This is a genomic window from Pseudomonas sp. TE24901 (assembly GCF_054058375.1).
Genome location: NZ_JBSSAF010000012.1, coordinates 79,909 through 104,029, shown reverse-complemented (window position 1 = coordinate 104,029; position 24,121 = coordinate 79,909). Strand labels below are relative to the sequence as shown.

The 24,121-nt window shown below is 62.7% G+C and carries 22 protein-coding genes; 5 read left to right on the top strand and 17 right to left on the bottom strand.

All coding sequences use genetic code 11. The annotated features are described in order from the left end of the window. Nucleotides 1-10: 10 nt before the first annotated feature. The 4 genes from uvrC to ACVWVP_RS23185 form a co-directional block, all read right to left on the bottom strand. Nucleotides 11-1,834, bottom strand: a complete 1,824-nt coding sequence (gene uvrC, locus ACVWVP_RS23200; protein ID WP_176997608.1) for an excinuclease ABC subunit UvrC — start codon at nt 1,832-1,834, stop codon at nt 11-13. Between the two features lies 1 nt (nt 1,835). After that, nucleotides 1,836-2,477: a response regulator transcription factor GacA gene (gene gacA, locus ACVWVP_RS23195; RefSeq protein ID WP_003190387.1), complete on the bottom strand. Its 642-nt coding sequence runs from the start codon at nt 2,475-2,477 to the stop codon at nt 1,836-1,838. Between the two features lie 176 nt (nt 2,478-2,653). Then, the gene (locus tag ACVWVP_RS23190; protein ID WP_178924077.1) at nt 2,654-3,094 is read right to left on the bottom strand and encodes a GNAT family N-acetyltransferase; all 441 of its coding nucleotides are present in this window, start codon (nt 3,092-3,094) and stop codon (nt 2,654-2,656) included. 2 nt (nt 3,095-3,096) lie between these two features. Further along, nucleotides 3,097-3,846, bottom strand: a complete 750-nt coding sequence (locus tag ACVWVP_RS23185) for a carbon-nitrogen hydrolase family protein (protein ID WP_457408246.1) — start codon at nt 3,844-3,846, stop codon at nt 3,097-3,099. A 610-nt stretch (nt 3,847-4,456) separates the two neighbouring features. Between ACVWVP_RS23185 and ACVWVP_RS23180 the strand changes: the two genes are divergently transcribed. Then, entirely contained in the window at nt 4,457-5,524 is a 1,068-nt protein-coding gene (locus ACVWVP_RS23180; protein WP_259174476.1) for a 3-deoxy-7-phosphoheptulonate synthase, read from the top strand. A 96-nt stretch (nt 5,525-5,620) separates the two neighbouring features. Here ACVWVP_RS23180 and ACVWVP_RS23175 read toward each other — a convergent pair whose 3' ends face one another. The 11 genes from ACVWVP_RS23175 to ACVWVP_RS23125 all read right to left on the bottom strand — a co-directional run bounded on the left by ACVWVP_RS23175 (nt 5,621) and on the right by ACVWVP_RS23125 (nt 18,800). Further along, nucleotides 5,621-6,322 (bottom strand): NAD(P)H-dependent oxidoreductase, encoded by a 702-nt coding sequence (locus ACVWVP_RS23175; protein ID WP_457408243.1) that lies wholly within the window; start codon nt 6,320-6,322, stop codon nt 5,621-5,623. A 9-nt stretch (nt 6,323-6,331) separates the two neighbouring features. After that, nucleotides 6,332-7,951 carry an ABC transporter ATP-binding protein gene (locus tag ACVWVP_RS23170; protein WP_457408241.1) on the bottom strand — a complete coding sequence of 540 codons (1,620 nt, stop codon included), beginning with the start codon at nt 7,949-7,951 and terminating at the stop codon, nt 6,332-6,334. Between the two features lie 2 nt (nt 7,952-7,953). Next, nucleotides 7,954-8,781 carry an ABC transporter permease gene (locus ACVWVP_RS23165; RefSeq protein WP_457408238.1) on the bottom strand — a complete coding sequence of 276 codons (828 nt, stop codon included), beginning with the start codon at nt 8,779-8,781 and terminating at the stop codon, nt 7,954-7,956. A 3-nt stretch (nt 8,782-8,784) separates the two neighbouring features. Then, nucleotides 8,785-9,744 (bottom strand): ABC transporter permease, encoded by a 960-nt coding sequence (locus ACVWVP_RS23160; protein ID WP_178924065.1) that lies wholly within the window; start codon nt 9,742-9,744, stop codon nt 8,785-8,787. 159 nt (nt 9,745-9,903) lie between these two features. Continuing rightward, a complete protein-coding gene (locus tag ACVWVP_RS23155; protein ID WP_178924063.1) occupies nt 9,904-11,490 on the bottom strand; it encodes an ABC transporter substrate-binding protein in 1,587 nt (528 codons plus the stop codon). Between the two features lie 19 nt (nt 11,491-11,509). Continuing rightward, nucleotides 11,510-13,117 carry a 5-guanidino-2-oxopentanoate decarboxylase gene (locus ACVWVP_RS23150; RefSeq protein ID WP_457408236.1) on the bottom strand — a complete coding sequence of 536 codons (1,608 nt, stop codon included), beginning with the start codon at nt 13,115-13,117 and terminating at the stop codon, nt 11,510-11,512. Continuing rightward, nucleotides 13,110-15,215, bottom strand: a complete 2,106-nt coding sequence (locus ACVWVP_RS23145; RefSeq protein ID WP_457408234.1) for an acetate--CoA ligase family protein — start codon at nt 15,213-15,215, stop codon at nt 13,110-13,112. Before ACVWVP_RS23145 ends, ACVWVP_RS23150 begins: the two co-directional genes overlap by 8 nt. Nucleotides 15,216-15,233: 18 nt before the next feature. After that, nucleotides 15,234-16,394: an acyl-CoA dehydrogenase family protein gene (locus tag ACVWVP_RS23140; protein WP_178924057.1), complete on the bottom strand. Its 1,161-nt coding sequence runs from the start codon at nt 16,392-16,394 to the stop codon at nt 15,234-15,236. 27 nt (nt 16,395-16,421) lie between these two features. After that, complete coding sequence (locus ACVWVP_RS23135; protein WP_178924055.1) at nt 16,422-17,213, bottom strand: enoyl-CoA hydratase/isomerase family protein; 792 nt, start codon at nt 17,211-17,213, stop codon at nt 16,422-16,424. Between the two features lie 148 nt (nt 17,214-17,361). Continuing rightward, on the bottom strand, nt 17,362-18,000 hold the full coding sequence (locus ACVWVP_RS23130; RefSeq protein WP_178924053.1) for a TetR family transcriptional regulator C-terminal domain-containing protein: 639 nt from the start codon (nt 17,998-18,000) through the stop codon (nt 17,362-17,364). Nucleotides 18,001-18,041: 41 nt separating this feature from the next. Continuing rightward, entirely contained in the window at nt 18,042-18,800 is a 759-nt protein-coding gene (locus ACVWVP_RS23125; protein WP_178924052.1) for a class II aldolase/adducin family protein, read from the bottom strand. Nucleotides 18,801-18,964: 164 nt separating this feature from the next. Between ACVWVP_RS23125 and ACVWVP_RS23120 the strand changes: the two genes are divergently transcribed. The 4 genes from ACVWVP_RS23120 to ACVWVP_RS23105 all read left to right on the top strand — a co-directional run bounded on the left by ACVWVP_RS23120 (nt 18,965) and on the right by ACVWVP_RS23105 (nt 22,624). Then, a complete protein-coding gene (locus ACVWVP_RS23120; RefSeq protein WP_457408231.1) occupies nt 18,965-20,920 on the top strand; it encodes an oxidoreductase in 1,956 nt (651 codons plus the stop codon). Next, a complete protein-coding gene (locus ACVWVP_RS23115) occupies nt 20,908-21,486 on the top strand; it encodes a cupin domain-containing protein (protein WP_178924048.1) in 579 nt (192 codons plus the stop codon). The genes ACVWVP_RS23120 and ACVWVP_RS23115 overlap by 13 nt, the downstream gene beginning before the upstream one ends. Before the next feature lie 122 nt (nt 21,487-21,608). Next, the gene (locus ACVWVP_RS23110; protein ID WP_178924047.1) at nt 21,609-21,809 is read left to right on the top strand and encodes a hypothetical protein; all 201 of its coding nucleotides are present in this window, start codon (nt 21,609-21,611) and stop codon (nt 21,807-21,809) included. Beyond that, on the top strand, nt 21,797-22,624 hold the full coding sequence (locus ACVWVP_RS23105) for a hypothetical protein (RefSeq protein WP_457408227.1): 828 nt from the start codon (nt 21,797-21,799) through the stop codon (nt 22,622-22,624). The genes ACVWVP_RS23110 and ACVWVP_RS23105 overlap by 13 nt, the downstream gene beginning before the upstream one ends. A gap of 16 nt (nt 22,625-22,640) precedes the next feature. Here ACVWVP_RS23105 and ACVWVP_RS23100 read toward each other — a convergent pair whose 3' ends face one another. Beyond that, entirely contained in the window at nt 22,641-23,393 is a 753-nt protein-coding gene (locus ACVWVP_RS23100) for an outer membrane protein (RefSeq protein WP_457408225.1), read from the bottom strand. A gap of 126 nt (nt 23,394-23,519) precedes the next feature. Continuing rightward, nucleotides 23,520-24,116, bottom strand: coding sequence for a DUF3455 domain-containing protein (locus ACVWVP_RS23095; RefSeq protein ID WP_259174464.1), 597 nt, complete (start codon nt 24,114-24,116; stop codon nt 23,520-23,522). Nucleotides 24,117-24,121 lie beyond the last annotated feature (5 nt).

Sequence of the window (24,121 nt, the reverse complement as noted above, 5' to 3'; positions counted from 1 at the left end):
GAAAGGCATTCTATTCGCTGTGCAGATTGGCATAAATCAACTCAGCGAGCTTTTTACTGATACCGGGTGCTTTGGCTATTTCGTCAATGCTGGCACGGGATAGCTCTTGCAAGCCACCAAAATGTTTAAGCAAGTCACGCCGCCGCGTCGGCCCTACCCCTGCCACCCCTTCCAGGGTTGAGGTTCGTCGGGTTTTACCACGGCGGGCGCGGTGGCCGGTAATGGCGAAGCGGTGGGCTTCGTCACGGATCTGCTGGATCAAGTGCAGCGCCGGTGAGTCGCCCTTCAAAGTGAACTCATGGGCGGCATCATTCAAGTACAACGTCTCGAAACCGGCCTTGCGCGTGGCGCCCTTGGCCACGCCGAGCAGGATCAAGTCGGGCACGGCCAGCTCGTTGAGCACATCACGGGCCATGGACAACTGGCCCTTGCCGCCGTCCACCAGCAGGATGTCGGGGAGCTTGCCCTCCCCGTCCTTCAGCTTGCTGAAGCGTCGCGTCAGCGCCTGGTGCATGGCGGCGTAGTCATCGCCCGCCGTCACACCTTCAATGTTATAGCGCCGGTAATCAGCCTTGATCGGCCCTTCCGGCCCGAACACCACGCAGGAGGCCACCGTGGCCTCGCCGCTGGAGTGGCTGATGTCGTAGCACTCCAGGCGCTGAGGTGGCTCGTCCAGGTTGAGCACTTCGGCCAGCGCATCGAAGCGCGCAGCGACGTGCTGTCGGTTGGCCAGCCTCGCGCCTAGGGCCTGCTCGGCGTTGGTCACCGCCAACTGCTGCCAGCGGGCCCGGGTGCCGCGCACGCGGTGGCTGATGTCCAGCTCGCGGCCCCGCAGTTCGTGGATCGCCTCGATCAAGGTGGGGAAGTCTTCATGCACCACGTTGACGATCAGCTCCGACGGCAAATCGCGCTCAGGGCTGCTGACGTAGTACTGGCCGAGAAACGCAGCCATGACTTCGGCCACATCTTCGTCGATCCCGGTCTGCGGGAAGAAATTCTTGCTGCCCAACACTCGCCCGCCGCGCACGCTGATCAGGTGCACACAGGCACCGCCCGGGTTGACGAAGGCCGCGATCACGTCGACGTCGCCGGTGCCGCCCTCCATGCTCTGCTGGTCCTGGACGCGACGCAGCAAGGAGATCTGGTCGCGCAGTTCTGCTGCCCGCTCGAAATCCAGGGTACTGGCCGCCTGTTCCATGGCGCCCGACAGTTCATCGGTGAGCGCATTGCTGCGACCTTCGAGGAACATCACCGAATGGCGCACATCCTCGGCGTACTCCGCCGGTTCAACCAAGCCCACGCACGGTGCCTTGCAGCGTTTGATCTGGTATTGCAGGCAAGGCCGGGTGCGGTTCTTGTAAAAGCTGTCTTCGCACTGGCGCACAAAAAAAGTCTTTTGCAGCAGGCTCAGGCTTTCGCGGATCGCTCCGGCGCTGGGATACGGGCCGAAATACTTGCCCTTTAGCTTCTTCGCGCCCCGGTGAATGCTCAAGCGCGGGAAGTTGCCGTCGGACAAATACACGTAAGGGTAGGATTTGTCGTCGCGCAGCAGGATGTTATAGGGCGGCCGCCATTCCTTGATCAGCGTCTGCTCAAGCAGCAGCGCCTCGGTTTCATTGGCGGTGATGGTGGTCTCGACCTGGGCGATACGCGCCACCAAGGCGGCGGTCTTGGGCGCAAGACCGGTCTTGCGAAAATAGCTCGCCAGGCGGTTCTTCAGGTTCTTGGCTTTACCGACATAAAGCAGGCGTGCCTCGCTGTCGAACATGCGGTACACGCCAGGGCGGCCACTGCAGGTTGAGAGGAAGGCACTCGGATCAAACGGTGTGGTCATGTCAGGCGCTGGCGTCCACCATGCCGTGGCGTACCGCGAGCAGGGTCAATTCAACATCACTGCTGATGGCGAGCTTCTCGAAAATACGATAGCGGTAGGTGTTCACGGTCTTGGGCGACAGGCACAGCTTGTCGGAGATTGTCTGCACCTTCTGGCAACCGACGATCATCAGGGCGATCTGGATTTCCCGTTCCGACAGCGCATCAAACGGCGAGTCACTGGTGGGCTGGAACGACTTAATGGCCAATTGCTGGGCAATCTGTGGGCTGATGTAGCGCTGGCCGGCAAAAACCAGGCGAATGGCTTGCACCATCTCCGCCAGGCCTGCGCCCTTGGTCAGGTAACCCGCCGCGCCCGCCTGTAGAAGGCGTGTAGGAAACGGGTCTTCCTCGCACACAGTCACCACCACGACTTTGATGTCCGGATGGCTGCGCAACAATTTGGTAGTGGCACCAAGACCGCCGATCCCAGGCATCTTGACGTCCATCAAAACCACATCGGGTTTCAACTCCCGGGCCTTGATCAGGGACTCCTCCCCCGACTCGGCCTGGCCGACTACTTGCAGGCCATCGATGTCAGCCAGCATTCGTGTAATGCCTGTACGAACGAGATCATGGTCATCGACTACTAGCACCCTAATCAAGCAGACACCTCGCGATATGGTCTTATAGGTTGCTGAACACCTTAGCAAAAAACCTAGGTACAGACCTAGCTGCAAGCGTCATATATATAGAGTTTGCGTGCGATATCGGCCACCGCCGACTCGCAGCCGGCCTCTTATACTGAGCAAAAGGTCAGCTTTACTCTGGCGCCAGTGCGCTACGCCTCCAGAACACGAGGACATTCGCGCTCCATGCGCCAGAAGCAATCCTCCTCGCCAACGATGCTCAAGCCGAGCCGCTGATACAACCTTCTCGCCGGATTGGTCTTGAACACCGTCAAGCGCAAAAGCCCCTGCGCCTGGGCCTTGAGCGCCATCTGTTCGAGCACCCAACTGCCCGCGCCGTGTTTGCGACAGCTCTCCAGCATGTGCAGCTCGCGGATATACAGCGCCCGGCTGTCACGGCTCAGGCTGATAAACCCCATCACCGTGTCATCGTTGCAAATCAGCCAGTTCTCGCGCCCCGCCCAGGCGACGTCGAAACCATCGTCAGACCACAACAACCCATATTGAAGGTAGTAGCGGCTCATGGCTTCGCGGGTGAGCTTTCGCGCAAACACACGATCCTCATCCGTCGCTGCTCGCAGGTGAAACGCCATGGCTAGAGGACGACCACTTGGCCAGCCCACCGCGAGCCCTCGCGGCGGGCGATCACCAAGGCGTCGCCAACGCCAGGGGCGGATGCGAGCAAACGCCCATCAGCCGCCCAGACAGCACTGCGACCGGCACACACGTAGCCGCCCGAGGGGCCACCATGGTTGGCCATCAACACCACCAAGCCATGCTCCGCGGCGTATCCCCGGAGCAACGCGCTGTCATTGGCATAACCGCCTTCGCTGATCAAGACACCCGCGGCATACACCGTGGCCCCCGATTCAGCCGCTTGGCGTGGATGGCTGGCGTGGGAAAAGTCCGCGCATACCGCCAGCGCAATACGGTCACTGCCCCGTTCGAGCGCTTCACCGCCCTGCCCCGGGATAAACGCCACTTCTTCGCCCGGGTGCAGGTGCTGCTTGGAATACACCACGAGGGAGCCGTCCGCCCCCAACACCAGCGCACCGATCAACACGCCCGCTTCGGGCGCCAGGCGGATCGGCATCCCCACCACCGCCGTCATGCGCAGCTCCCGCGCCCTCTCCCGAAGTGGCGCCAGCACCGCGTCATCCGGCGCAATCGCCAGGTTGGCTGCCAGCGACGGCTCATACCCGGTCAGCGACAACTCTGGAAACACCAGCACCTGCACGCCGTGCTCGGCGGCGACGTGCATCAACCGCACATGCCGTTGAATATTGGCGGGCACGTCACCCGCGATGGAGACAGATTGAGCAGCAGCAAGGGTCAAGGCAGTCATGGTCGCGTCCAAGCAATAAGTATCAACGTGTTATCAGCATATCCCGACCGATAGCCATCAGTACCCCTGCGCGATAGAAATTACCGATTGAATCCTCCTGCGTGCCTCTAGTAAGCTCACCCCCATCATTTGGAGACATAACATGTTGCAACTCACCCACACTCAGGTTTGCCCTGCTGCCAGCGCCCCGCGCTCGGTATCGGCTACCCGCGTGAACGGTTCGAGCGCAGCTGTAAGCTTTTATTTTGGGTATTGGTTTAGCCACTGGCGCGCCTGATACCTGAAATCGGCGGCCACTACTCAAGGGGTCGCCTGCCAGAGAAATCTAACCCCCGGTCGGCTCCCCGACCGGGGGTTTTGTTTTTTCAGGCCCTTAACTTTTTTGAAGAACACTTAAAGGAATCACACCATGAACTACGCCACCTATTACCGCTACGACACCAGCCCTGCATGGCGATTTAGCAAGCTCCGTTCGGGACAGCCTGCCGCCTCCGATCGGTCACCTATTGGTGGCAACCCAACACACATCGCCGATACGGCCAATTGTCGAACACCCCAGTAGGGCCGAGCGTGCGGGAACAGCCCGCCGCTTGCCCAGGAAGCCATGAATATGAACTCTGCCACCGCCGCTCTGCCTGTTGCCAACCTGTCCAGCGCCAATGAAGCCCTGACCCAGCGCCTGCCCAGCTCCCTTGAGCTCAAGCATCAGTTGCCCCTCAGCCCGTTCCTCAATGAACAAGTCCACGCCCATCGCCAAGCCGTGCGCGCCATCCTCAATGGCGAAGACTCACGTTTGCTGGTGATTGTCGGCCCGTGCTCGATCCACGACCCCGAGTCGGCGATGGAATACGCACGCAACCTGAAGAAACTTGCACTCGACGTCAGCGACCAGATGCTGCTGGTGATCCGCGCCTACGTCGAAAAACCGCGCACCACTGTCGGCTGGAAAGGCCTGGCCTACGACCCGCACCTGGACGGCAGCGATGACATGGCCGCAGGCCTGACCCTGTCCCGCGAACTGATGCGTGAAATGCTGCGCCTGGGTCTGCCGGTTGCCACCGAACTGCTGCAACCCATGGCCGCCGGCTACTTCGATGACCTGCTCAGCTGGGTGGCGATTGGTGCACGTACTACCGAGTCCCAGATCCACCGTGAAATGGCCAGCGGCCTGGGCATGCCCGTGGGCTTCAAGAACGGCACCGACGGCGGCGTCGCGATTGCCTGTGACGCGATGCGCTCAGCATCCCACCCGCACCGCCATTTTGGTGTCGATAGCCAGGGCCATCCGGCGATCATCCAGACCCCGGGCAACCCCGACACCCACCTGGTGCTGCGCGGCGGTCACCGTGGGCCGAACTACGACGCCCAAAGCGTGGCTCAGGTGAAACACGACCTGGCAAAGTCCAAAGTGGCGGCGCGGATCATGGTCGATTGCAGCCATGCCAACAGCGGCAAGGACCCGTTGCGTCAGCCGGCAGTATTCAATGACGTGCTGGAGCAACGCCTGCAGGGCGACACCTCGCTCATCGGCATGATGATTGAAAGCCACCTGTTCGAAGGCTGCCAGCCGCTGAGCGCGTCGATGAAATACGGTGTGTCGGTGACTGATGGTTGCCTGGGTTGGACGGGGACTGAGCAGTTGTTGCGCAGTGCCGCAGAGCGTCTTCGCGCTTGCTGACCTCTGTAGGAGCTGGCTTGCCAGCGATTGCGGTACATCAGCTACAGATGTGTAGCCTGACACAATGCAATCGCCGGCAAGCCGGCTCCTACAGTTTCAGGAGAGGGGATACAACGCCTCGTCGAACTGTTCCAGCTTCGGAAAGACCAAGGGCTGCTCATCCGCCAGCCCTTGCAGCCGCTGTTCATACGCCACCAGAAAGTCCCGCCGCGCCTCATCACTGATGTACGGCACATGCCAGGCCACAAACGGCGCCAGCACGTCATAGCCCACATACGCCAGCGTCCCGCGCAGTATCGGGCGCAGCATGTCCTCCAGCGGCCCATGGATCGCACCTTCCCCAAACATATGCTCACGCCCGCCCAAGGTCACCGTGACCATCGCCCGCTTGCCCGCCAGGCCGCCCTGGTCGTAAAAACGCTTGCCGCCGTAGCACACCCCCGACACCAGCACCCGGTCGATCCAGCCCTTGAGCATCGCCGGCGCCGAGAACCAGAAGATCGGGAAGTTGAGGATCAGCAGGTCCGCCCACAACAGCTTGTCCAACTCGGCCTGGATATCCGCCGCAATCGACTGCTTTTTCACCCCCAGCCGCTGCTCCAGCGCGTACACCAGATAGTCAGGGTTTTCCCGCGACGAAAAGTCCGCCGCCGACGCCACCGGGTTCCAGTGCATGGCATACAAGTCGCTGACCTGCACCTCATGCCCCTGGCCTTGCAACGTGGCAATCGCCTTGTCGCGCAAGGCGGCAGTGAACGACTGCGGTTCAGGGTGAGCGTGAACAATCAAAACCTTCATGGGAGTTCCTCAAACAGTGGGGGCCGCCCGTTGGGCCAGCAAGTGGTCGAGCCAGTCGGGGTCCATTTCCGGCTCAGATGAGAACAGCAGGCCGGTGTAGTCCTGGTACGGCGGGGTGAAAATCGCACTGCGGCTGCCCTGGTCCACCACCCTGCCCCGCTGCATCACCACCACCTCGTCGGCGATGGCGCGCACAGTGGCGACGTCATGGGTGATAAACAGGTAAGCCACGCCGAGTTGCTGCTGGATCCGGTTGAGCAGCTTCAGCACGCCTTCGGCCACCAGTTGATCGAGGGCCGAGGTGACTTCGTCGCAGATAATCAATTGCGGGTCAGCCGCCAGGGCGCGGGCGATGCAGATGCGTTGCTTCTGCCCACCGGACAACTCCCGTGGCTGGCGCTCCATGAACACCGCCGGGTCCAGCTCGATCATCTCCAGTAGCTCGGCAACGCGGGCGCGCAGGGCCTTGCCTTTGAGCCCCAGGTAAAACGTGAGCGGGCGGCCAATGATGTCGACGATGCGCTGGCGCGGGTTCAGCGCGGTGTCCGGGATCTGGTAGATCATCTGGATGCGCCGCAACTGCTCCTTGCTACGCCGCCGAAAATCCACCGGCAGCGCTTCGCCGTCGTACATCACCTGCCCGGCCGTGGCCGGCAGCAAACCGGTGATCAACCGCGCCGTGGAGCTTTTGCCGCTGCCGGACTCGCCGATCACTGCCAGGGTCTGGCCGCGATACAGCTTCATCGACACGTCATGCAGCACCGGCTGGTGCCCATAACTGGCGCACGCCTGGCGCACCTCCAGCAACGGCACCTGCTGCGTCGGGCAGGCCTTGGGCTCAGTGCGGAAACTGCGCACCGCCCACAGCGACTTGGTGTAGTCCTGCTGCGGCTGGCTGAGCATGCTGCGGGTATCGGCCTCTTCCACCAGCTTACCGTGGCGCAACACCATGATGCGGTCGGCCATCTGCGCCACCACTGCCAGGTCATGGCTGATGTACAGCGCGGCGCTGCCGAAGGTTTTCACCGCATCTCGGATGGCAGCCAGCACTTCGATCTGGGTGGTGACGTCGAGGGCGGTGGTGGGTTCGTCGAAGATGATCAGGTCCGGGTGGCAGGCCATGGCCATCGCCGTCATCACCCGCTGCAACTGCCCGCCCGAGACTTGATGGGGGTAACGCTGGCCAATGGTTTCCGGGTTGGGCAGGCGCAGCACGCGGTACAACTCCACCGCCTCGCGCTCGGCTTGGGCACGGTTGATGCCGCCATTGATCACGGCGGTTTCCACGTGCTGATCGATCAGCCGGTGGGCCGGGTTGAACGACGCCGCCGCGCTCTGGGCCACATAGGCGATACGCAGGCCGCGCAGCTTGCGCAGGGTTTCGGGCTTGGCCTGCAGCAGCTGGATCCCATCAAAACACACCGAGCCACCGGTGATGCGGCAACCGTCCCGCGCATAGCCCATCGCGGCCAGGCCAAGGGTGGACTTGCCCGCCCCCGACTCACCGATCAACCCCAGCACTTCGCCGCGCTGCAAGGTCAGGTCGATGCCCTTGATCAGCGGGTGCCACGCGTCTTCGTAATGCCCTTCGATCTGCAGGTTGCGGATTTCCAGCAATGGCGTGTCCATCCTCAACACTCCTTCAGGCCGCTGGATTTATGCAGCATCCAGTCGACGACGAAATTCACACTCACCGTGATCAACGCCACGGCCAGCGCCGGCAGCAACGGGCTGATGTCACCAAAGGTGATCAGCACCGCGTTGTCACGCACCATGCTGCCCCAGTCGGCGGTCGGCGGTTGGATGCCCAGGCCGAGGAACGACAGCGCACTGATAAACAGAAAGACAAAGCAGAAGCGCAGGCCGAATTCAGCAATCAACGGCGCGGCCACGTTGGGCAACACTTCGCGGGTGACCAGCCACCACAGGCCTTCGCCGCGCAGGCGCGCGGCCTCGACGAAGTCCTGCACCACCACGGTCATCGCCACGGCACGGGACAGGCGAAACACCCGGGTCGAATCCAACAACGCAATCACCAGCACCAGCGAGGTGGCGTTGGTGCCGACCACGCTGAGGATCAACAGCGCGAAAATCAGCTGCGGGATCGCCATCAGCACGTCCACCACCCGCGACAAGCCCTGGTCGATCCAGCCGCCCTTGATCGCCGCCACTAAACCACTCAAGCCCCCCAGCAAAAACGCGAGGGTGGTGGTCAGAAAAGCGATGCCCAAGGTGTTGCGCGCGCCGTACACCAGGCGGCTGAACATGTCGCGCCCCAGGTTATCGGTGCCCAGCAGGAACTGGCCGCTCCAGGGCGCGAAACCCTCGCCCACCACCTGGGTTTCGCCATAGGGCGCCAGCACCGGCGCAAACACCGCCACCGCGATGTACAACACAATGATCAGCAGGCCGAACTTGGCGCTCAACGGCGCCCGGGCCACTTGGCTCAACAGGTTCATGGTCTACCCCTTCGGATGCATCAGGCGTGGGTTGCTGGCGATGGACAGCACGTCCGCCCCGGTATTGAGCAGGATGTAGGTCGCGGCAAAGATCAGACTGCACGCCTGTACCACCGGGATGTCGCGCTTGGACACCGAGTCCACCAGCAACTGGCCCAGGCCTGGGTAGACGAACACCACTTCGACCACCACCACCCCCACCACCAGGTACGCCAGGTTCAGCGCGATCACGTTGACGATGGGCGCCAGCGCGTTGGGCAACGCGTGCTTCCAGATAATCCGCGACTGGCTGATGCCCTTCAGGCGCGCCATCTCGATATACGGGCTGGCCAGCAGGTTGATCAGCGAGGCGCGGGTCATGCGCATCATCTGCGCGATCACCACCAGGCTCAGGGTGGCGACCGGCAACACTGAGCGCTCCAGGATCGTGCCCAGGGTGGCGTCCGGCGCCAGGTTGGACAGGCTGGGGAACCAGCCGAGTTTCACCGAGAACACCAGGATCAGCAGGTAGGCGACAAAGAACTCCGGGAACGACACCGCGCTGAGCGCCGAGGTATTGAGCAGGCGATCGAACCAGCTGTTGCGGTACAGCGCCGCCAGCATGCCCAGCACCAAGGCGGTGGGTACGGAGACCAACGCCGCCAGCGCGGCCAGGCTCAAGGTGTTGCCCAGGCGCGCGCCGATCAAGTCGGCGATGGGTCGCTGGTTGGCCAGCGAAGCGCCCAGATCGCCGTGCAACAGGCGCAGCAGCCATTGCGCAAAACGCGTAAGCGGCGGCAGGTCCAGGCCCAGCTGCGCCCGAAACGCCGCCACGGTTTCCGGCGTGGCGGACTGGCCGAGCATGGCCTGGGCGATGTCACCGGGCAGCATGCCCACGGCGAGAAAGATGATCACCGAGACGGCGAACAGTGACAACACGCCTAGGGCGAGGCGCTGGAGGATTAATTTGAACAGGCTATTCATGGACGATTCTCATGAGGTGAATAGGCTCGTCGAGACTGCACCCATCTAATGTGGGAGCTGGCTTGCCTGCGATGGCGGCCTTAAGGCTTGCAGCGAATGGGCGGACCTCATCGCAGGCAAGCCAGCTCGCACATTGGATATTCATTGGCTGGAGGATCTCTACGCCTGCCACCACCGCTCGATCAGCCGCAGCCCATCCAACTCGCCATACGGTGCGGTCTGCGCGCCATGGGCCACGCGGTTTGAGCGTGCCGCCACGGAGCTTGCAAACAACGGCACAATCGCGCCGCCGTCGTCCCGGCACAGGGCCTGCATTTCGTTGTACATCTCCTGGCGCAGCGGTGCGTTCATCTCACCACGGGCAGCGGTGAGCAATTGGTTGAAGCGCGGGTTGTCCCAGTGGGTTTCGTTCCAGGCCGCGCCCTTGGCATAGCCGATGCTGAACATGCGGTCGGCGGTCAGGCTGCTGTACCAGAACGAGGTGGTGAACGGCTGCTTCATCCACACATTGGAGAAGAACCCATCCGCCGGCTCGCGCACCACGTCAATATCGATACCGGCCTGGCGCGCCTGCTCCTTGAACAACACCGAGGCATCCACCGCGCCGGTGTAGGCCGCGTCGGACGCTTGCAGGCGCACCTTGAGCGACTCCACGCCGGCCTTGCGCAGGTAGAAGCGTGACTTGTCCGGGTCGTAGGTGCGTTGCTCCAACGCGGCGTTGATAAAGCGACTACCAGGCTGGATCGGGTGATCGTTGCCCACCAGGCCATAGCCGTACAGTACCGACGCCAGCAAGCTTTCGCGGTTGATGGCGTGCTTCATCGCCATGCGGATGTCGTTGTTCTTGAATTCGTTGCTGTCGCAGAGCATCGGGAAGGTGTAGTGCTGGGCGCCTTTGGTTTCCTCGATCACCAGATTGGGGTTGCGCTTGAGCAGTGCCACGGTCTTCAGGTCGACCTTGTTGATCACGTCCACTTGCCCGGTGACCAACGCGTTGACCCGTGCCGCCCCGTCGGCAATGGCCAACAGCTCGGCGCTGGCGAAGTGCGCGCGGTCCGGTTTCCAGTAATCGGGGTTGCGCTCCAGGTCCATGCGCACGCCGGGCTCAAAGCTTTTCAGGCGGTAACCGCTGGTGCCCACGCCGGCTCTCCAGTCGGCCACGCCGTCCTTGGCAGGCATGATCACCAGGTGGTAGTCGGCGACCACATAGGCGAAGTCGGCGTTGCCCGAATGCAGCTCGAACACCACCGTGTCGTTGCCCTTGGCACTGACGCTGGCGACATCGCCGAGCACGGTCTTGGCCGCCGAGGTGGAGTCTTTGCTCAGGTGGTGATTGATCGACACCACCACGTCTTCGGCGGTCAGGCCTTTGCCGTTATGGAACGTCACGCCCTGGCGCAGGGTGAAGGTCCACACCCGCGCATCCGGAGTGGACTCGAACCGCTCGGCCAGTTCGGGGATGGCGGTGCCGTCGACGGCAATTTCCGTCAGCGTGTTGTACACCGCCGAGAAGCCGACGAAGGTGAAGGTATCGACCCAGGAGCCGGGGTCGCGAGAATCGGTGGTGCTGCCCCCGGCCAGGCCCAGGCGCAGCACGCCACCGGGCTTTGGGGTGGCGTCTGCGGCAAAGGCCGAAAACGGCAAGCCCATGGAGAACGCGGCGGCTACCGCACCCGCGACAGCGCTGTGCTTGAGGAAGTCCCGTCGGTGCATCGCTTGAGTCATTTTGTTGTTGTTTTCGCTCATGGTCTTGTTCCTCTAAAGGTCAACAGGCATAGGCATGTTTCAGCTCGATCAAGGTCACGCCATTGCGTTTGAAACCATTGCGCAAGTCCGTCTGCAATTCATCCAGATTGTGTGGCTGGTTCACGGTGCAGCCGAACGCCTGGGCGAACAGCGCAAAATCCGGGTTGCGCGGCAGTACGCCGATGGGCTCGATGTCGAGGCTCAGCATGTCATCGCGAATCTGGCCCAGGGCGTCGTTGTTCCACAGCAGTACCACCAGCGGGCTGTCCAGTTCTTCGACGGCGGTGGCCAGTTCCTGGGCGGTGTAGAGAAAACCGCCATCGCCCACCAGCACCAGGCCCGGCCGCTGCGGCGCGCCGAACTTGGCGCCGATGCCGGCCGGCAAACCGTAACCGAGGGTCCCGTAGCCTGTGGGGTGCAGCCAACTGCGCGGCGCTCGGCTCTGGTAGGCGTAATTGCCGGTGTAGGCCAGCTGGGTCATGTCGCTGCTGATGAACGCGTTGGCCGGCAGCTCGGCCGCGATGCGGTCGAGAATGGCCTGGTGAATCGACTGCAACGGACCATGCCCAAGCTCGACGGCCTGCAGCAGTGTCGCAACTTTTTCAACCGCCTCGGCGGGGTCACGCGATATCGACGGCAAGCGTTCCAGCAACGCCAACAGTGTCTGCTGGGCATCACCGCGCAACGCCACCGCGCAGGGGTAGAAATCATTGAACTTGCGCGGGTCGATATCCACCCGCAACAGCTCTCCGGTGAGCGGCAAGCGCTCGCGCCAATAATCGGTGTCGGCCATTTCCGTGCCGACGGCCAGCACCACATCCGCCTCACTGATCAGTTGCCAACCGGGTTCCACGCACAGGGTCGAACCGGCATTCAGCGGGTCATTGATCGGCAACAGCCCCTTGCCCGCCACACTGGTGAAAAACGGCGCGGCCAATTGCGTGCTCAAGCGCTGCAAAGCTTCACCGGCACCCAGCGCGCCGCCACCGGCAATGATCATCGGCCGTTTGGCCGCCGCGAGCTTGGCCACCGCCTGTTCCAACGCCTCTGTCGATGGCAGGCCGCGCCCCGGGCGGCGGACCACCTCGTTGCTCCAGTCACGCTTGATCGGCGCCGCCAGCACATCCAGCGGCACCGAGATGTGCACCGGACGCGGCCGTTCGCCGTCGAACACCGCGTAAGCCCGGGCGATCAGTTCAGGCAAATCTTCGGCGCTCAACGCCACCGCCGAAAATGCGGTGATCGGTGCCGTGATCGCCCGTTGGTCCTGGGTTTCATGCAGGATCCCCCACCCCTTGCCAAGGCTGGCGGTGCTGTTGACGCTGGAGATCACCAGCATCGGAATTGAATCGGCATAGGCCTGGCCGATGGCCGTGGCAGCATTGGTCACGCCGGGGCCGGTGATCACGAAGCACACCCCCGGCTTGCCGCTGACCCGCGCATAGCCGTCGGCCATGAAGCCGGCGCCCTGTTCGTGGCGGGTCAGCACATGGCGAATGCCACTGCCAGGCAGGCCTCGGTACAGCTCCAGGGTGTGAACCCCAGGAATGCCGAAAACCGTATCGACGCCGTAGTTGGCCAGCAGCCGCACCAGGGCCTGGCCACCTGTCATCGTCTTGTCAAACATGTTCACCTCCCAGGCGGATCAACGCATCGACCGCCGTGGTGCCGTGGGCGCTGACCAGCAGTGGGTTCACATCCAGCTCCAGCAAGCGCCCGGCGTTGGCACAGGCGTAATCGGCCACCGCACGGATCGCTGCGACCACGCTTTCGATGTCCGCCATGTCTCGCCCGCGAAAGCCTTGCAGCAAGGTCGCGCTGCGCAGGCTGAGCAAGGCGTTGCGGATTGCATCATCGGTGGTGGGCAGCAACAGGCTGCGACTGTCCTTGAGCAGTTCCACCAGGATGCCGCCCGCGCCAATGACCAGGGCCAGGCCGAAATCGTTTTCGCGCTTGATGCCCACGATCAACTCGGCCAACGGTGGCGTGGCCATGGACTCCAACAACAACTGATCGAACACCACTGTCGGCGCGTACGCGGCGATGTGCTCACGCATCAGCGTAAGCGCAGTGCTCAGCGCGACCCCGTCCTTGAGGTTGAGCGCCACGGCGCCCGCTTCGGTTTTATGCGGCAAATCTGCACTGACCGCCTTGAGCGCCAGCGGGTACCCCAGCAACTCGGCATCGCCCACGGCCCGCCCCGGCGTGCTCAGCACCCCGGCTGGCGTGGCCAGGCCAAAGGCGCGCAGGGCTTGCTTGGAAGCCCATTCGTCCAGCGCCAATCCCTGGCCGTCCAGGGCTTGCGGGCAGAGCGGTTCAAGGATCGATTCGCCACGCTCCAGCAAGGTACGGCGGGTGGTTTGATACGCCGCAATCCGCCCCCAGGCCGCGAGTGCATCCTCGACCCCTTGCAGCGCCGCAATGCCCTCGGCATGCAAACGTTGGCGGGCATGGGGCGGCAACAGTTCAGGAAACGCCGAGGTGACAAACCCGGTCTTGCCATGGCGGCCCAGGGCGTCGCAAAACAGTTCCAGCAAGAGGTCGCATTCCTTGCGCTCACCGGTGAACTCGGCCGGGTAATCCAGCACCAGCATGGCCGCGTCGGCCTCGGTGCGCAGCGCTGTGTCGAGCATGGCGTTGAGGGCTTCACGGTCGCCCCAGATGGCGGTGGTGAAGTCCAGCGGGTTGACCAGGTTGGCGTAGCTGGGCAGCACCTGGGCCAGTTCGCCACGCTGGTCTTCGTCGAGTTTTGGCAGGGTGAGATGGTTGCGCTCGGCGTAGTCGGCAATCAGCCCGGCATCGCCACCGGAGCAGGCCAGTGCGATCAGGCTATGACCCGCAGGCAGGTTGCCGCACGCGGCGGCCTTGAGGGTCTCGACAAAACTCACCGGCCCGCTGACGCGAATCACCCCCAGCCGCGCAAACAGGCTGTCATACAGCGCATCGGAGCCGGACAACGAACTGGTGTGACTCAGGGCCAACTCGGCACCGATCTGCGACACGCCGGTTTTCAACGCGATGATCGGGATGCCTTTTTCCAACGCCTTGTGCGCCGCACGGGCAAAACCCGGCACGTTCTTCAAGCCTTCCAGGTGCAATCCGATAGCCGTGACGCGCGGCTCATCGAGCAGCACGTCCATCAATTCGGCAACGCCCAACTGCGCCTGGTTGCCCACCGACGCCATGTACGCCACGGGCAACGAGCGGTCGCTCATGGACAGGTTATAGGCGAAGTTGCCGCTTTGGGTCAGCACCGCCACCCCCTTCTCCACCGCCTTGCCGCCATGGGCCACCGGCCACAGCGCCGAGCTGTGCAGGTAGTCGAGCAGGCCGTAGCAGTTGGGACCGAGCAAGGCCATGTCGCCCGCAGCGGTTAACAGTTGTTGCTGCAGGGCCGCGCCGCTGGCCCCCGTTTCGGCAAACCCGGAGGCGTAGCAGATGGCGCCGCCGGTGCCGATGGCGGCCAGCTCGGCGACGCAGGTCAGCGTCAGTTCTCGGTTGGTGGCGATAAACACCGCATCCGGGCCGCAGGGCAAGTCCGCAACCCGGCGCACACAGGGGATGCCATCGAGGCTGTCGTGCTGCGGATTGACCAGCCACATCGGCCCGTCAAAACCATCCTCGGCACAGCGCTTGAGTGCGCGAGCCATGCTGCGTCCGCCCACAAAGGCCAGATGCCGGGGCGCCAGCAGGCGCTTGAGGTTGTCGCGAATAGCCTGGGACATAAGCGTTCTCCGCGCCGATCAGCGCAACAGTGGCCGCAACAGTTCGCGGGCGATGATATGGCGCTGTATTTCCGAGGTGCCCTCCCAGATCCGTTCGATCCGTGCGTTGCGCCAGATGCGCTCCACCGGACCTTCGTCCATCAAGCCCATGCCGCCGAAAATCTGCACGGCTTCATCGGCGACCTTGCCCAGGGTTTCACTGGCAAACAGCTTGGCCATGCCGGCCTCGCCGTCGGTCATGCTGCCCTGGTCCATCTTCCAGGCGGTGTGCAGGGTCAACAGCTCGGCGGCGCGGATTTGCGTGGCCATGTCGGCCAGCTTGAAGCTCACGCCCTGGTAGGTGCCGATCGGCTGGCCGAACTGCTTGCGGTCAGCCGCCCATTGCAGCGACACATCCAACGCCCGCTGGGCCTGGCCGACGCAGTTGGCGGCGACCATCACACGGCCGGCCGTCAGCCAGGCATTGGCCACGTCCCAGCCCTTGCCGACTTCGCCCAGCACCTTTGACGCGGGTACGCGGCAGTCGTCGAAAAACATTTCATAGGTGTGGTAGCCACGGTTGCTCACGCACTTGGGGCCACGGCGGATGGTCATGCCCGGCGTACCGCGATCCACCAGGAACGAAGTCACTGCATTGCGCTGCCGGCCGTTGTGTTCGTAGGTGTCGGTGACCGCAAACACGATGGCGAAGTCGGCGTGCCCGGCATGGCTGATGAAGTGCTTGCTGCCGTTGATCACAAAGTCATCACCACTGCGCACGGCGCGGGTCTTGATGGCGTTGGCGTCAGAGCCGGCCCCGGGTTCGGTGAGGGCAAAGCAGTCGATCTTCTCGCCCCGGATGCACGGCAACAAATAGTCCTCGATCTGCGCGCCGGTGCAGGCCATGAGGATCTTGGAGGGGCGCGCGACAAACACGTGCAGCGCCCACGACACCTTCGACAACTCGCGTTCGATCAAGGCCTGGGACAAGTAGTCGAGGCCGCCGCCCCCCACCTCTTCCGGCATGTTGAAGGCATAGAAACCGGCAGCAATCGCCTTGTCGCGGATCTGTGCGGCCAGTGCCGGCGAAACCTCGTCGGCGCGGTCCACGGCCTCTTCATGGGGCAGCAGTTCCTTGGCGACAAAACTGCGTACCGCGTCCACCAACATGTCTTGTTCTTGGCTGAGTTGGAAATTCATGGCGCTACCTGTTCGGAGGTGTTGTTGTTATTTGCCGCTGAAAATCGGAAGACGTCTTTCCAGGGAGGCGCGCAAGGCTTCGGCACCGTCGGCGCTTCGCCCGCACAACAGGCCTGCGGCCAGTTCCGCCTGCAATTGCTCGGGCAGGCTGCGGTCGGCGCCCTCGCGGATCAGGGTCTTGGTCTGGGCGAAGGCGAAGGTCGGGCCGTTGGCCAGGCGCCCTGCCAGTTCAAGGGTGTGGGCCTGCAGTTGGTCATCGGCGACCACTTCGCCCACCAGCCCGGCAGCCAGCGCACGGTCGGCGCTCCACAGCTCATCCAGGAACAACAGGCGCTTGGCTTGCTCGCTGCCGATCAGGCGCGGCAAGTGCCAGCTGGCACCGGCGTCCGGCGAGTAGGCCATGCTGGTGTAGCCGGCCTTGAAGCGGGCTGATTGAGCGGCGACGCGCAGGTCGCAGCACAGGGTCAGGTCCATGCCGGCGCCGACGGCGGTGCCGTTGATTGCGGCAATCGTGGGTTTGTCGAGGGTGTGCAGGCGGGTCATCAGGGCGTGGGCGGTTTCGGTCCAGCCGTAGGTTTCCAGGGCGCCACGGGCTTCGGCATCGGCCCATTCCGCCAGGTCGGCACCGGCGCAGAAGCTGCGGCCACTGCCGGTCAACACCACCACACGCACGCTGGCGTCGGCATTGAAACCGTCGAGCAAGGCATGCAGGTGCTTGAGGGTGGGGATATCGAGCGCATTGCGCTGGGGCCCACGGTTGAGGGTGATCCAGGCAACGCCTGCTTGCACGGCGGTGAGCACGGGCGAATCGATCGTCATGGCTTCCTCGAATTATTTTAATTGGCTTGAGGGGTGCGACATGGCGAGATACTAAACGAGTGTTCAGTAAGGTGGCAATCGGCAAACTGCAAATATTTTCAGGGGGGAAATGCCAGCCTGGACAGTGCGCCCAGGCGGCAAGGAGGGCTCAGGGTTTGAGCTGATAGCGCTGGCGACCGGCGCCCTGCAGGCCGTCGACCCAGGCCTCGCAGATCTGGATGCCCTGCTGCGGGGTAAAGGTGCCGGGGTTGAGCCCCGACTCCAGCCACAATCCGTCAAGCAAGGCGCTCAAGCCGATGGCGGCAAGGTCGGCATCGAAGTGTTCCCAGCCCTCCTCCCTCGCCATGTCGGTCAGTGCCGAACGCATGATGGTGCGGTACTCGCCATAGGAATGTTCGTGGGCCAGGTTGATGGCAGGCGCGGTCTTGACCGCGCCCCAAAACACCAGCCAGGCATCCAGCAGGTGCGGGTCGAGCAGCTCCGGGGAAAACGAGCCACGGAACAGCGCCGACAATCGCTCCCGCGGGTTCGGCGGCGCCTTGGCCATGGTCTCGCGCAACAGGCTCATGACCTGGTCCGTGATGGTGCGATAGGCCTCGGCGACCAGCTCATCCTTGCCTGAATAGTGATGGCTGATCAGCCCCACCGACACCCCGGCCTCGGCACTGATCTTGCGAATCGACGCGCCCTGGAAGCCGTCGCGCTTGAGGCACGTCAGCGTGGCCTGGACCAGATTGGCCTTGCGCACTTCCGGGTCCATCCGGGAAAAACGGGATTCCTGGGTCATGCGGGGGTTTCCTGCAGTTGAGTCGGCAGCCAGACTCTACATCAGTCCCGGTAACCCGGCGACACCCGATCCAGCATCCGCAGCAACGCCGCCCAGGCCAATTGCATGGCGTCCAGGTCAACCAGTTCGCCCTCCTCCCGTGGCCGGTCAGGGTTGTTAAATTGCTGTTCGGTGTAGGCACATACCTCGGCAGACGGCAGGATCAGCGTGCCGCAGGCCTGGGCGGCGATCTGGATATCGCAGGCTTTCTCCAGGTAGTACATGCGCAGGAACGCCTGGCTGACGGTCTCGCCCACCGTGAGCAAGCCATGGTTGCGCAGCATCAGCACCGGTTTGTCACCGAGGTCGGCCACCAGTCGCCGCTGCTCGTCCATGTCCAGGGCGACGCCTTCGTAGTCGTGATAGGCAACCTTGCCGTAGAACTCCATGGATATCTGGTTGACCGGCAACAGCCCGCACTCCAGCGCCGCCACCGCGCAGCCCGCACGGGTGTGAGTGTGCAGCACGCACTGGGCGTCTTCACGAGCGCCATGGATCGCACTGTGGATGACAAAACCAGCCGGGTTGACCGCATAGGCCGAGGGTTCCACCGCACGCCCATCCAGGCCGATCTTCACCAGGCTGGAGGCGGTGATCTCATCGAACATCAGCCCGTAGGGGTTGATCAGGAAGTGATGGTCCGGCCCGGGGATGCGCACCGAAATGTGGGTAAAGATCAGGTCGCTCATGCGGTAGTGCGCAATCAAGCGGTAGCACGCTGCAAGCTCTTCACGCAGTTGCTGTTCGGTGGAGTGAGTCATTTTTATGCTCCGGGCGGGGTGGGTGGTGCCGACGCTAATCCACTCTTCAGTAGAAAAACAAGCACCTCTGAAAAACCAGCGCCAGTAAAAAAACAGGTTGATTTTTTACTGGCGCTCGCCTCCTATAGAAAAATAACAATAACCGCGCCTGGAGTATTCGCACCATGTCGCACACTGCCTTTCCCCATCTGTTCGAGCCCCTGCAACTGCGGGGCAAACGCCTGAAGAACCGGATCATGTCCAGCGGGCACGACACGTCGATGCCCACCGACAACCGGGTCAACCCGCAGTTGATTGCCTACCACCGGGCCCGCGCAGCAGGCGGCGTGGGGCTGATTGTGTTGCAGGTGGCCGGGGTGCACGACAGCGCGCGGTACACCTCCCATGTGCTGATGGCCACGGACGATGCCTGCATCGACGGCTACCGCGAATTGGCCGAGACCTGCCATGCCCACGGCACGGTGGTGTTGTCGCAGATCTTTCACCCGGGCCGCGAAATCATGGAGTCGGCCGATGGCCTGCTGGCAGTGGCGTACTCCGCGTCAGGGGTGCCCAACGAACGGTTCCGCGTGATGCCTCGGGCGCTGGACCAGCCGATGATCGACGAGATCGTCGCGGGCTACGCGGCGGCGGCCTCGCGGTTGCATCAAGCGGGGATTGACGGCGTGGAAGTGGTTGCGAGCCATGGCTACTTGCCGGCGCAGTTTCTCAACCCACGGGTCAACCGGCGCACCGACGAATACAACGGTTCGCTTGAGCAACGGTTGAGGTTCCTGCGGGAAATCATCGCCGCCGTGCGGCAAGCCACCGACGAGCACTTCATCATCGGCCTGCGTATTTCGGCCGACGAGCGCGATGCCGACGGCCTCACCGAAAGTGAATCCCTGGAAGCGGTGCAGAGCCTGCAAATGCAGCTGGATTACGTGCATATCGTTGCAGGCACATCGGCGTCACTGGGCGGCGCGATTCACATCGTGCCGCCCATGGCGATTGCCGCCGCGTACCTGGCGGATGAGGCGGCGGCGTTCAAGGCCAGCCTGTCGATTCCGCTATTTGTCACCGGGCGAATCAACCAGCCCCAGGAGGCCGAGTTGATCCTGGCGCGAGGCCAGGCCGATGTGTGCGGCATGACGCGCGCGCTGATCTGCGACCCGTTGATGCCAGCCAAGACCCTCGACGGTCATGCCGAGGATGTACGGGCATGCATTGCCTGCAACCAGGCGTGTATCGGTCACTTTCACAAGGGGTTGCCGATCTCCTGCATCCAGCATCCGGAGACCGGCCGCGAGCTGCAATTCGGCGACCTGCGCCCAGCGATGATGCGCAAGCGCGTGATGGTGGTCGGCGGTGGCCCGGCCGGGATGAAAGCGGCGGCCGTAGCGGCGCAACGCGGGCACGCGGTGACACTTTATGAAGCCAGTGGGCAATTGGGTGGCCAGGTGCTTCTGGCGCAGTTGCTGCCACGGCGCAGCGAGTTCGGCGGCGCCAGCACCAACCTGCAACGGGAGATGGAGTTGGCGGGCGTACGCGTGGTGCGCAATACGCGGGTTGATCGCGCCCTGGTGGAGCGGGAAAAGCCCGATCACGTGATCATCGCCACCGGCGCCGAACCCTATTGGCCCGCCTTCGAACAAGGGGGCGAGCTGCAAGTGGTCGACGCCTGGCAAGTGCTGCGCGGCGAGGTTGAACTGGGTCGTTCGGTGGTGGTGGTCGACTGGCGCTGCGACTGGATCGGCCCTGGCATTGCCGAACGTCTGGTGCGCGCCGGCCACGCCGTGCAACTGGCGGTCAACGGTACGCATTGCGGGGAAAACTTGCCGCTGTATGTGCGCGATCAGCTGGCCGGCGAGCTGCACCGCCTGGGCATCCCGATCATTCCCTACGCCCGCCTCTACGGCTGCGATGACAGCACCGTGTACCTGCAACACACCGCCAGCGGTGAGCCGATGTTGCTCGAATCGGTCGACACCCTGGTGTTGTGCCAAGGCCATCAGCCGGTAGACACTCTAGGCGCACAATTGCATGGGTTGGTGCCCTTCGATCGCATCGGCGATTGCCTGGCACCGCGCACCGCCGAAGAGGCGATCTATGAAGGACTGAAGGTAGCGTGGACGCTTTGAACGACGAATCAGCGCAATTGTTTCTGGGCACCCGTATTCGCGGCCTGCGCAAGGCTCGCGGCCTGACACTGACGGACCTGGCACAGATGAGCGAATTGACCGCTGGCTACCTGAGCCAGCTGGAGCGCAACCTGGCTTATCCGTCGATCCCGGCACTGTTTAATATCGCCCGCAGCCTGGGGGTGACCATCCAGTGGTTCTTCGCCAGCGAAACCGTGCCGGCAGCGGAGGACGAAGGTTATGTGGTGCGCAGGAGCAACCGCCAGAGCATTCGCTACGAAGACGGCATTGTCGACCAACTGCTGACGCCGTTGCCCAATCACCAGCTCGAAATGCTGCACTCGTGCTTTCCTCCGGGCACCTACAGCCAAGAGAGCTACAGCCATGAGGGTGAGGAAGCCGGGTACGTACTGAGTGGGCAGTTTGAGTTGTGGGTGGGTGAGCGGCGCTTTTTGCTGGATGAGGGTGACAGTTTCAGCTTTGCCAGCAACGAGCCCCATCGCTACGGCAACCCGGGCAAGGTGGAAACCGTGGTGATCTGGGTGATAACCCCGCCCACGTTTTAGGCCGCACGGGCGAATGGAGATCTTTCCTACGGGAACTGGCGACAGTGGCGTGACGGCCATCAGTGGTGAAGGCCTGGGAGCGCTTGCTATAAAACTGGCTACTTCTTTTCGAGGTTGTGGCTATGTTTGGATTGCATCTGCTGTGCAGTAAACCCACCCCGGATGAACTGGCGACCGCGAAGGCCGTCAAGTCGCTCAAGACCTGGAAGATCACGGGCAGGTACATCTCGCTGGACCCCGTCGAGATCATGTCCTCGCAAAACTATCGGAATGCGATACGCCAGATCCGCAAAATGGAGACTGACGAATCATGGGCCTGCTAATCATTCTGCCACTGCTGGTCAGCGGTTATCTGGTCTGCATCAAACACCCCTATTACTACTGCCGCCTGCATCGCTTCGATGGGCAGTTACTTTATCTGCAGGTAGCGCGACTGGGAGTCGCTTGCCTGCTTGCAGCCACCTTCTTGAGTGCTCTAGTACTGGTCGTGTCAAAACAGAACCTGTACGCGGGCGGTAGGTTGGTCCCGACCGACTACAGTGACTATCTGGGTTCCCAGTTGGTGCAACTCGATATTGCCAATGAAAAAAACTGCACGCTCTGGGTGTTCCTGCTGCAAGTCGGGCTGACATCGATGCTCATGCCTTTTTGCTGGGCAAGGTTGTATGTCCTGTCCAAAAGCAGCCGCCTGAGTCTCGAAAATGCCACGCAGTTGGACTGGCAGTTGACCCTCGGCATTCTTGAAGGCACACCGCTCAAGACGTTGCTCAAGGAGTCGATTCAACAACAAGTGCCGTGCATGTTCAGTTTCAGTGACCGAAAAGTGTATGTAGGCATTGTTGCCGTGGTTGGCGGGCCGACTGAGTCGGACGGTGTGGACCACGCCTTCACCCTGATCCCCCTGCTCAGCGGCTACCGCGACAAAGACACGCTCGAAGTCACGCTCAATACCCACTACGCAAACGTGATCACACCGGCCCCCATCATGCTTATCCAGGAAAACGTCGTCTCGGCCACGCGCTTCGACTTCACCACCTGGAACACCTTCCAGTCCCGCAAACACCGCAAGGCGCGCCAGGGTCAGCTCTACCAACACCGACCGGCGCGCCCATTGAAAGCCTCACGCGCCTGCGCCTGAGGCCCTGTGCAGCACGTCAATCAAACTTCCAGTTCAGCCCCACGCGCAGCATCTGCCCATCGTTCTTGAACTTGGAATCGTACCCGGTGCCCGCCCCGCCACTGCCGGGAATCACCGCCACGTTCAGCTTGTCTTCGCCCAGGTCGTAGTACAGGTATTCGGTCTTGAACGACAGGTTCTGGGTAATCGCCTGTTCGATACCGGCGCCCACGGTGTAACCCATCTTGAAGTGGCTTTGATCACCGCTGAACTGGGTATTGCCGGTAGGGCTGAACATGTCGACGCTCTGGCTGGTTTCACCGTAGGCCAAACCGGCCGTGCCGTAGATCAGGGTGTGGTCGAAGGCATAACCGAAGCGGCCGCGCAGGGTACCGAGGTACTTGATCTTCGATTCGAATTTATTGTTCAGCGCCAAGTGAGTGTTGAGTTGCGAGGTGCCGATAGTGCGGCTGTCTTGCAGGTCGGTGTGGGAGATATCGGCCTCGATGCCGGCAACCCATTGGCCAAACTGGTAGTTGTAGCCGATCTGCGCACCGCCCAGCAGGCCATTGCGGTCCAGGTCGACCCGCCCCGGGCGGGCGCCACCGTTGATATTGGCGATGTTCGGTGCCGCCTGGCCCTTGGTGTTGACGTCACCGTCGCCACCAAAGCCGTAGCCGGCACTCAAGCCACCGTAGAAACCGGTCCAGTCGGTGGGGCCTTCGGCCGCTTGGGCGCAGGCGCAAGCCACCACAGTGAGCGCAGTAACGGCGAGTAAACGAGTGATCATGTAAAAGCTCCTGGTTTTTTTGGTTGATTGACAGGCACAGCGTTGCCGCACGCCGAATGGGATCGGCGCAAAGCGTGAATCCAGATAAGGGGTTGTCAGTACCGAACCGAGCGGTTCGGGGTGAAGCTATTGGCCGAGGAAGCGGTAGTCGGCGCTGTAGGGTTCCACGTGCAGTTCACCGGCTTGCTCGCAGCTGCCACTGAACACACCGCCCAACGTATGCAAGCGCTCCACGGCAACCACCTGCGCCAGCCCACCTTCGCCCTGATGGTCGACCACCCCCAGGCGCAACAGCGGGATGTCCTTGGGGCCGGCCCCCGGGGCCTGGGCAAGCACCTTGCCCACTACCGCACTGCGGTCATCCAGCTGCCAGGTCGGCCCGGCGAAATGCCGGCCGACGGTCTTGCCGTTGATCATCAACGTGGCCAGCGGCTCGCGAAACTGCCAGCTCAACTGACCGTTGCTGTCCTTGGTGCAGGTGTAGATCTGCACACCCGTGGCCTGCACGGTCATCAGCACATGTTTCGCTGCCCCCGCGGCCGATTCCGGGAGGTCCTGGGCCTGGGCACGCTGTGCGTCAATCGCACAGAGCACCAGCACCACCAGGCCAATCACCTGCAGTGCCATCAACGCCAGGCGATTGCGGCGCGCTACAACGTCGGGGTCGGTGTTGCTCATTGTTCGTCTGCCGGAAGAAGGGTCGAGAAGGGTCTGGTCAATCATTTTTG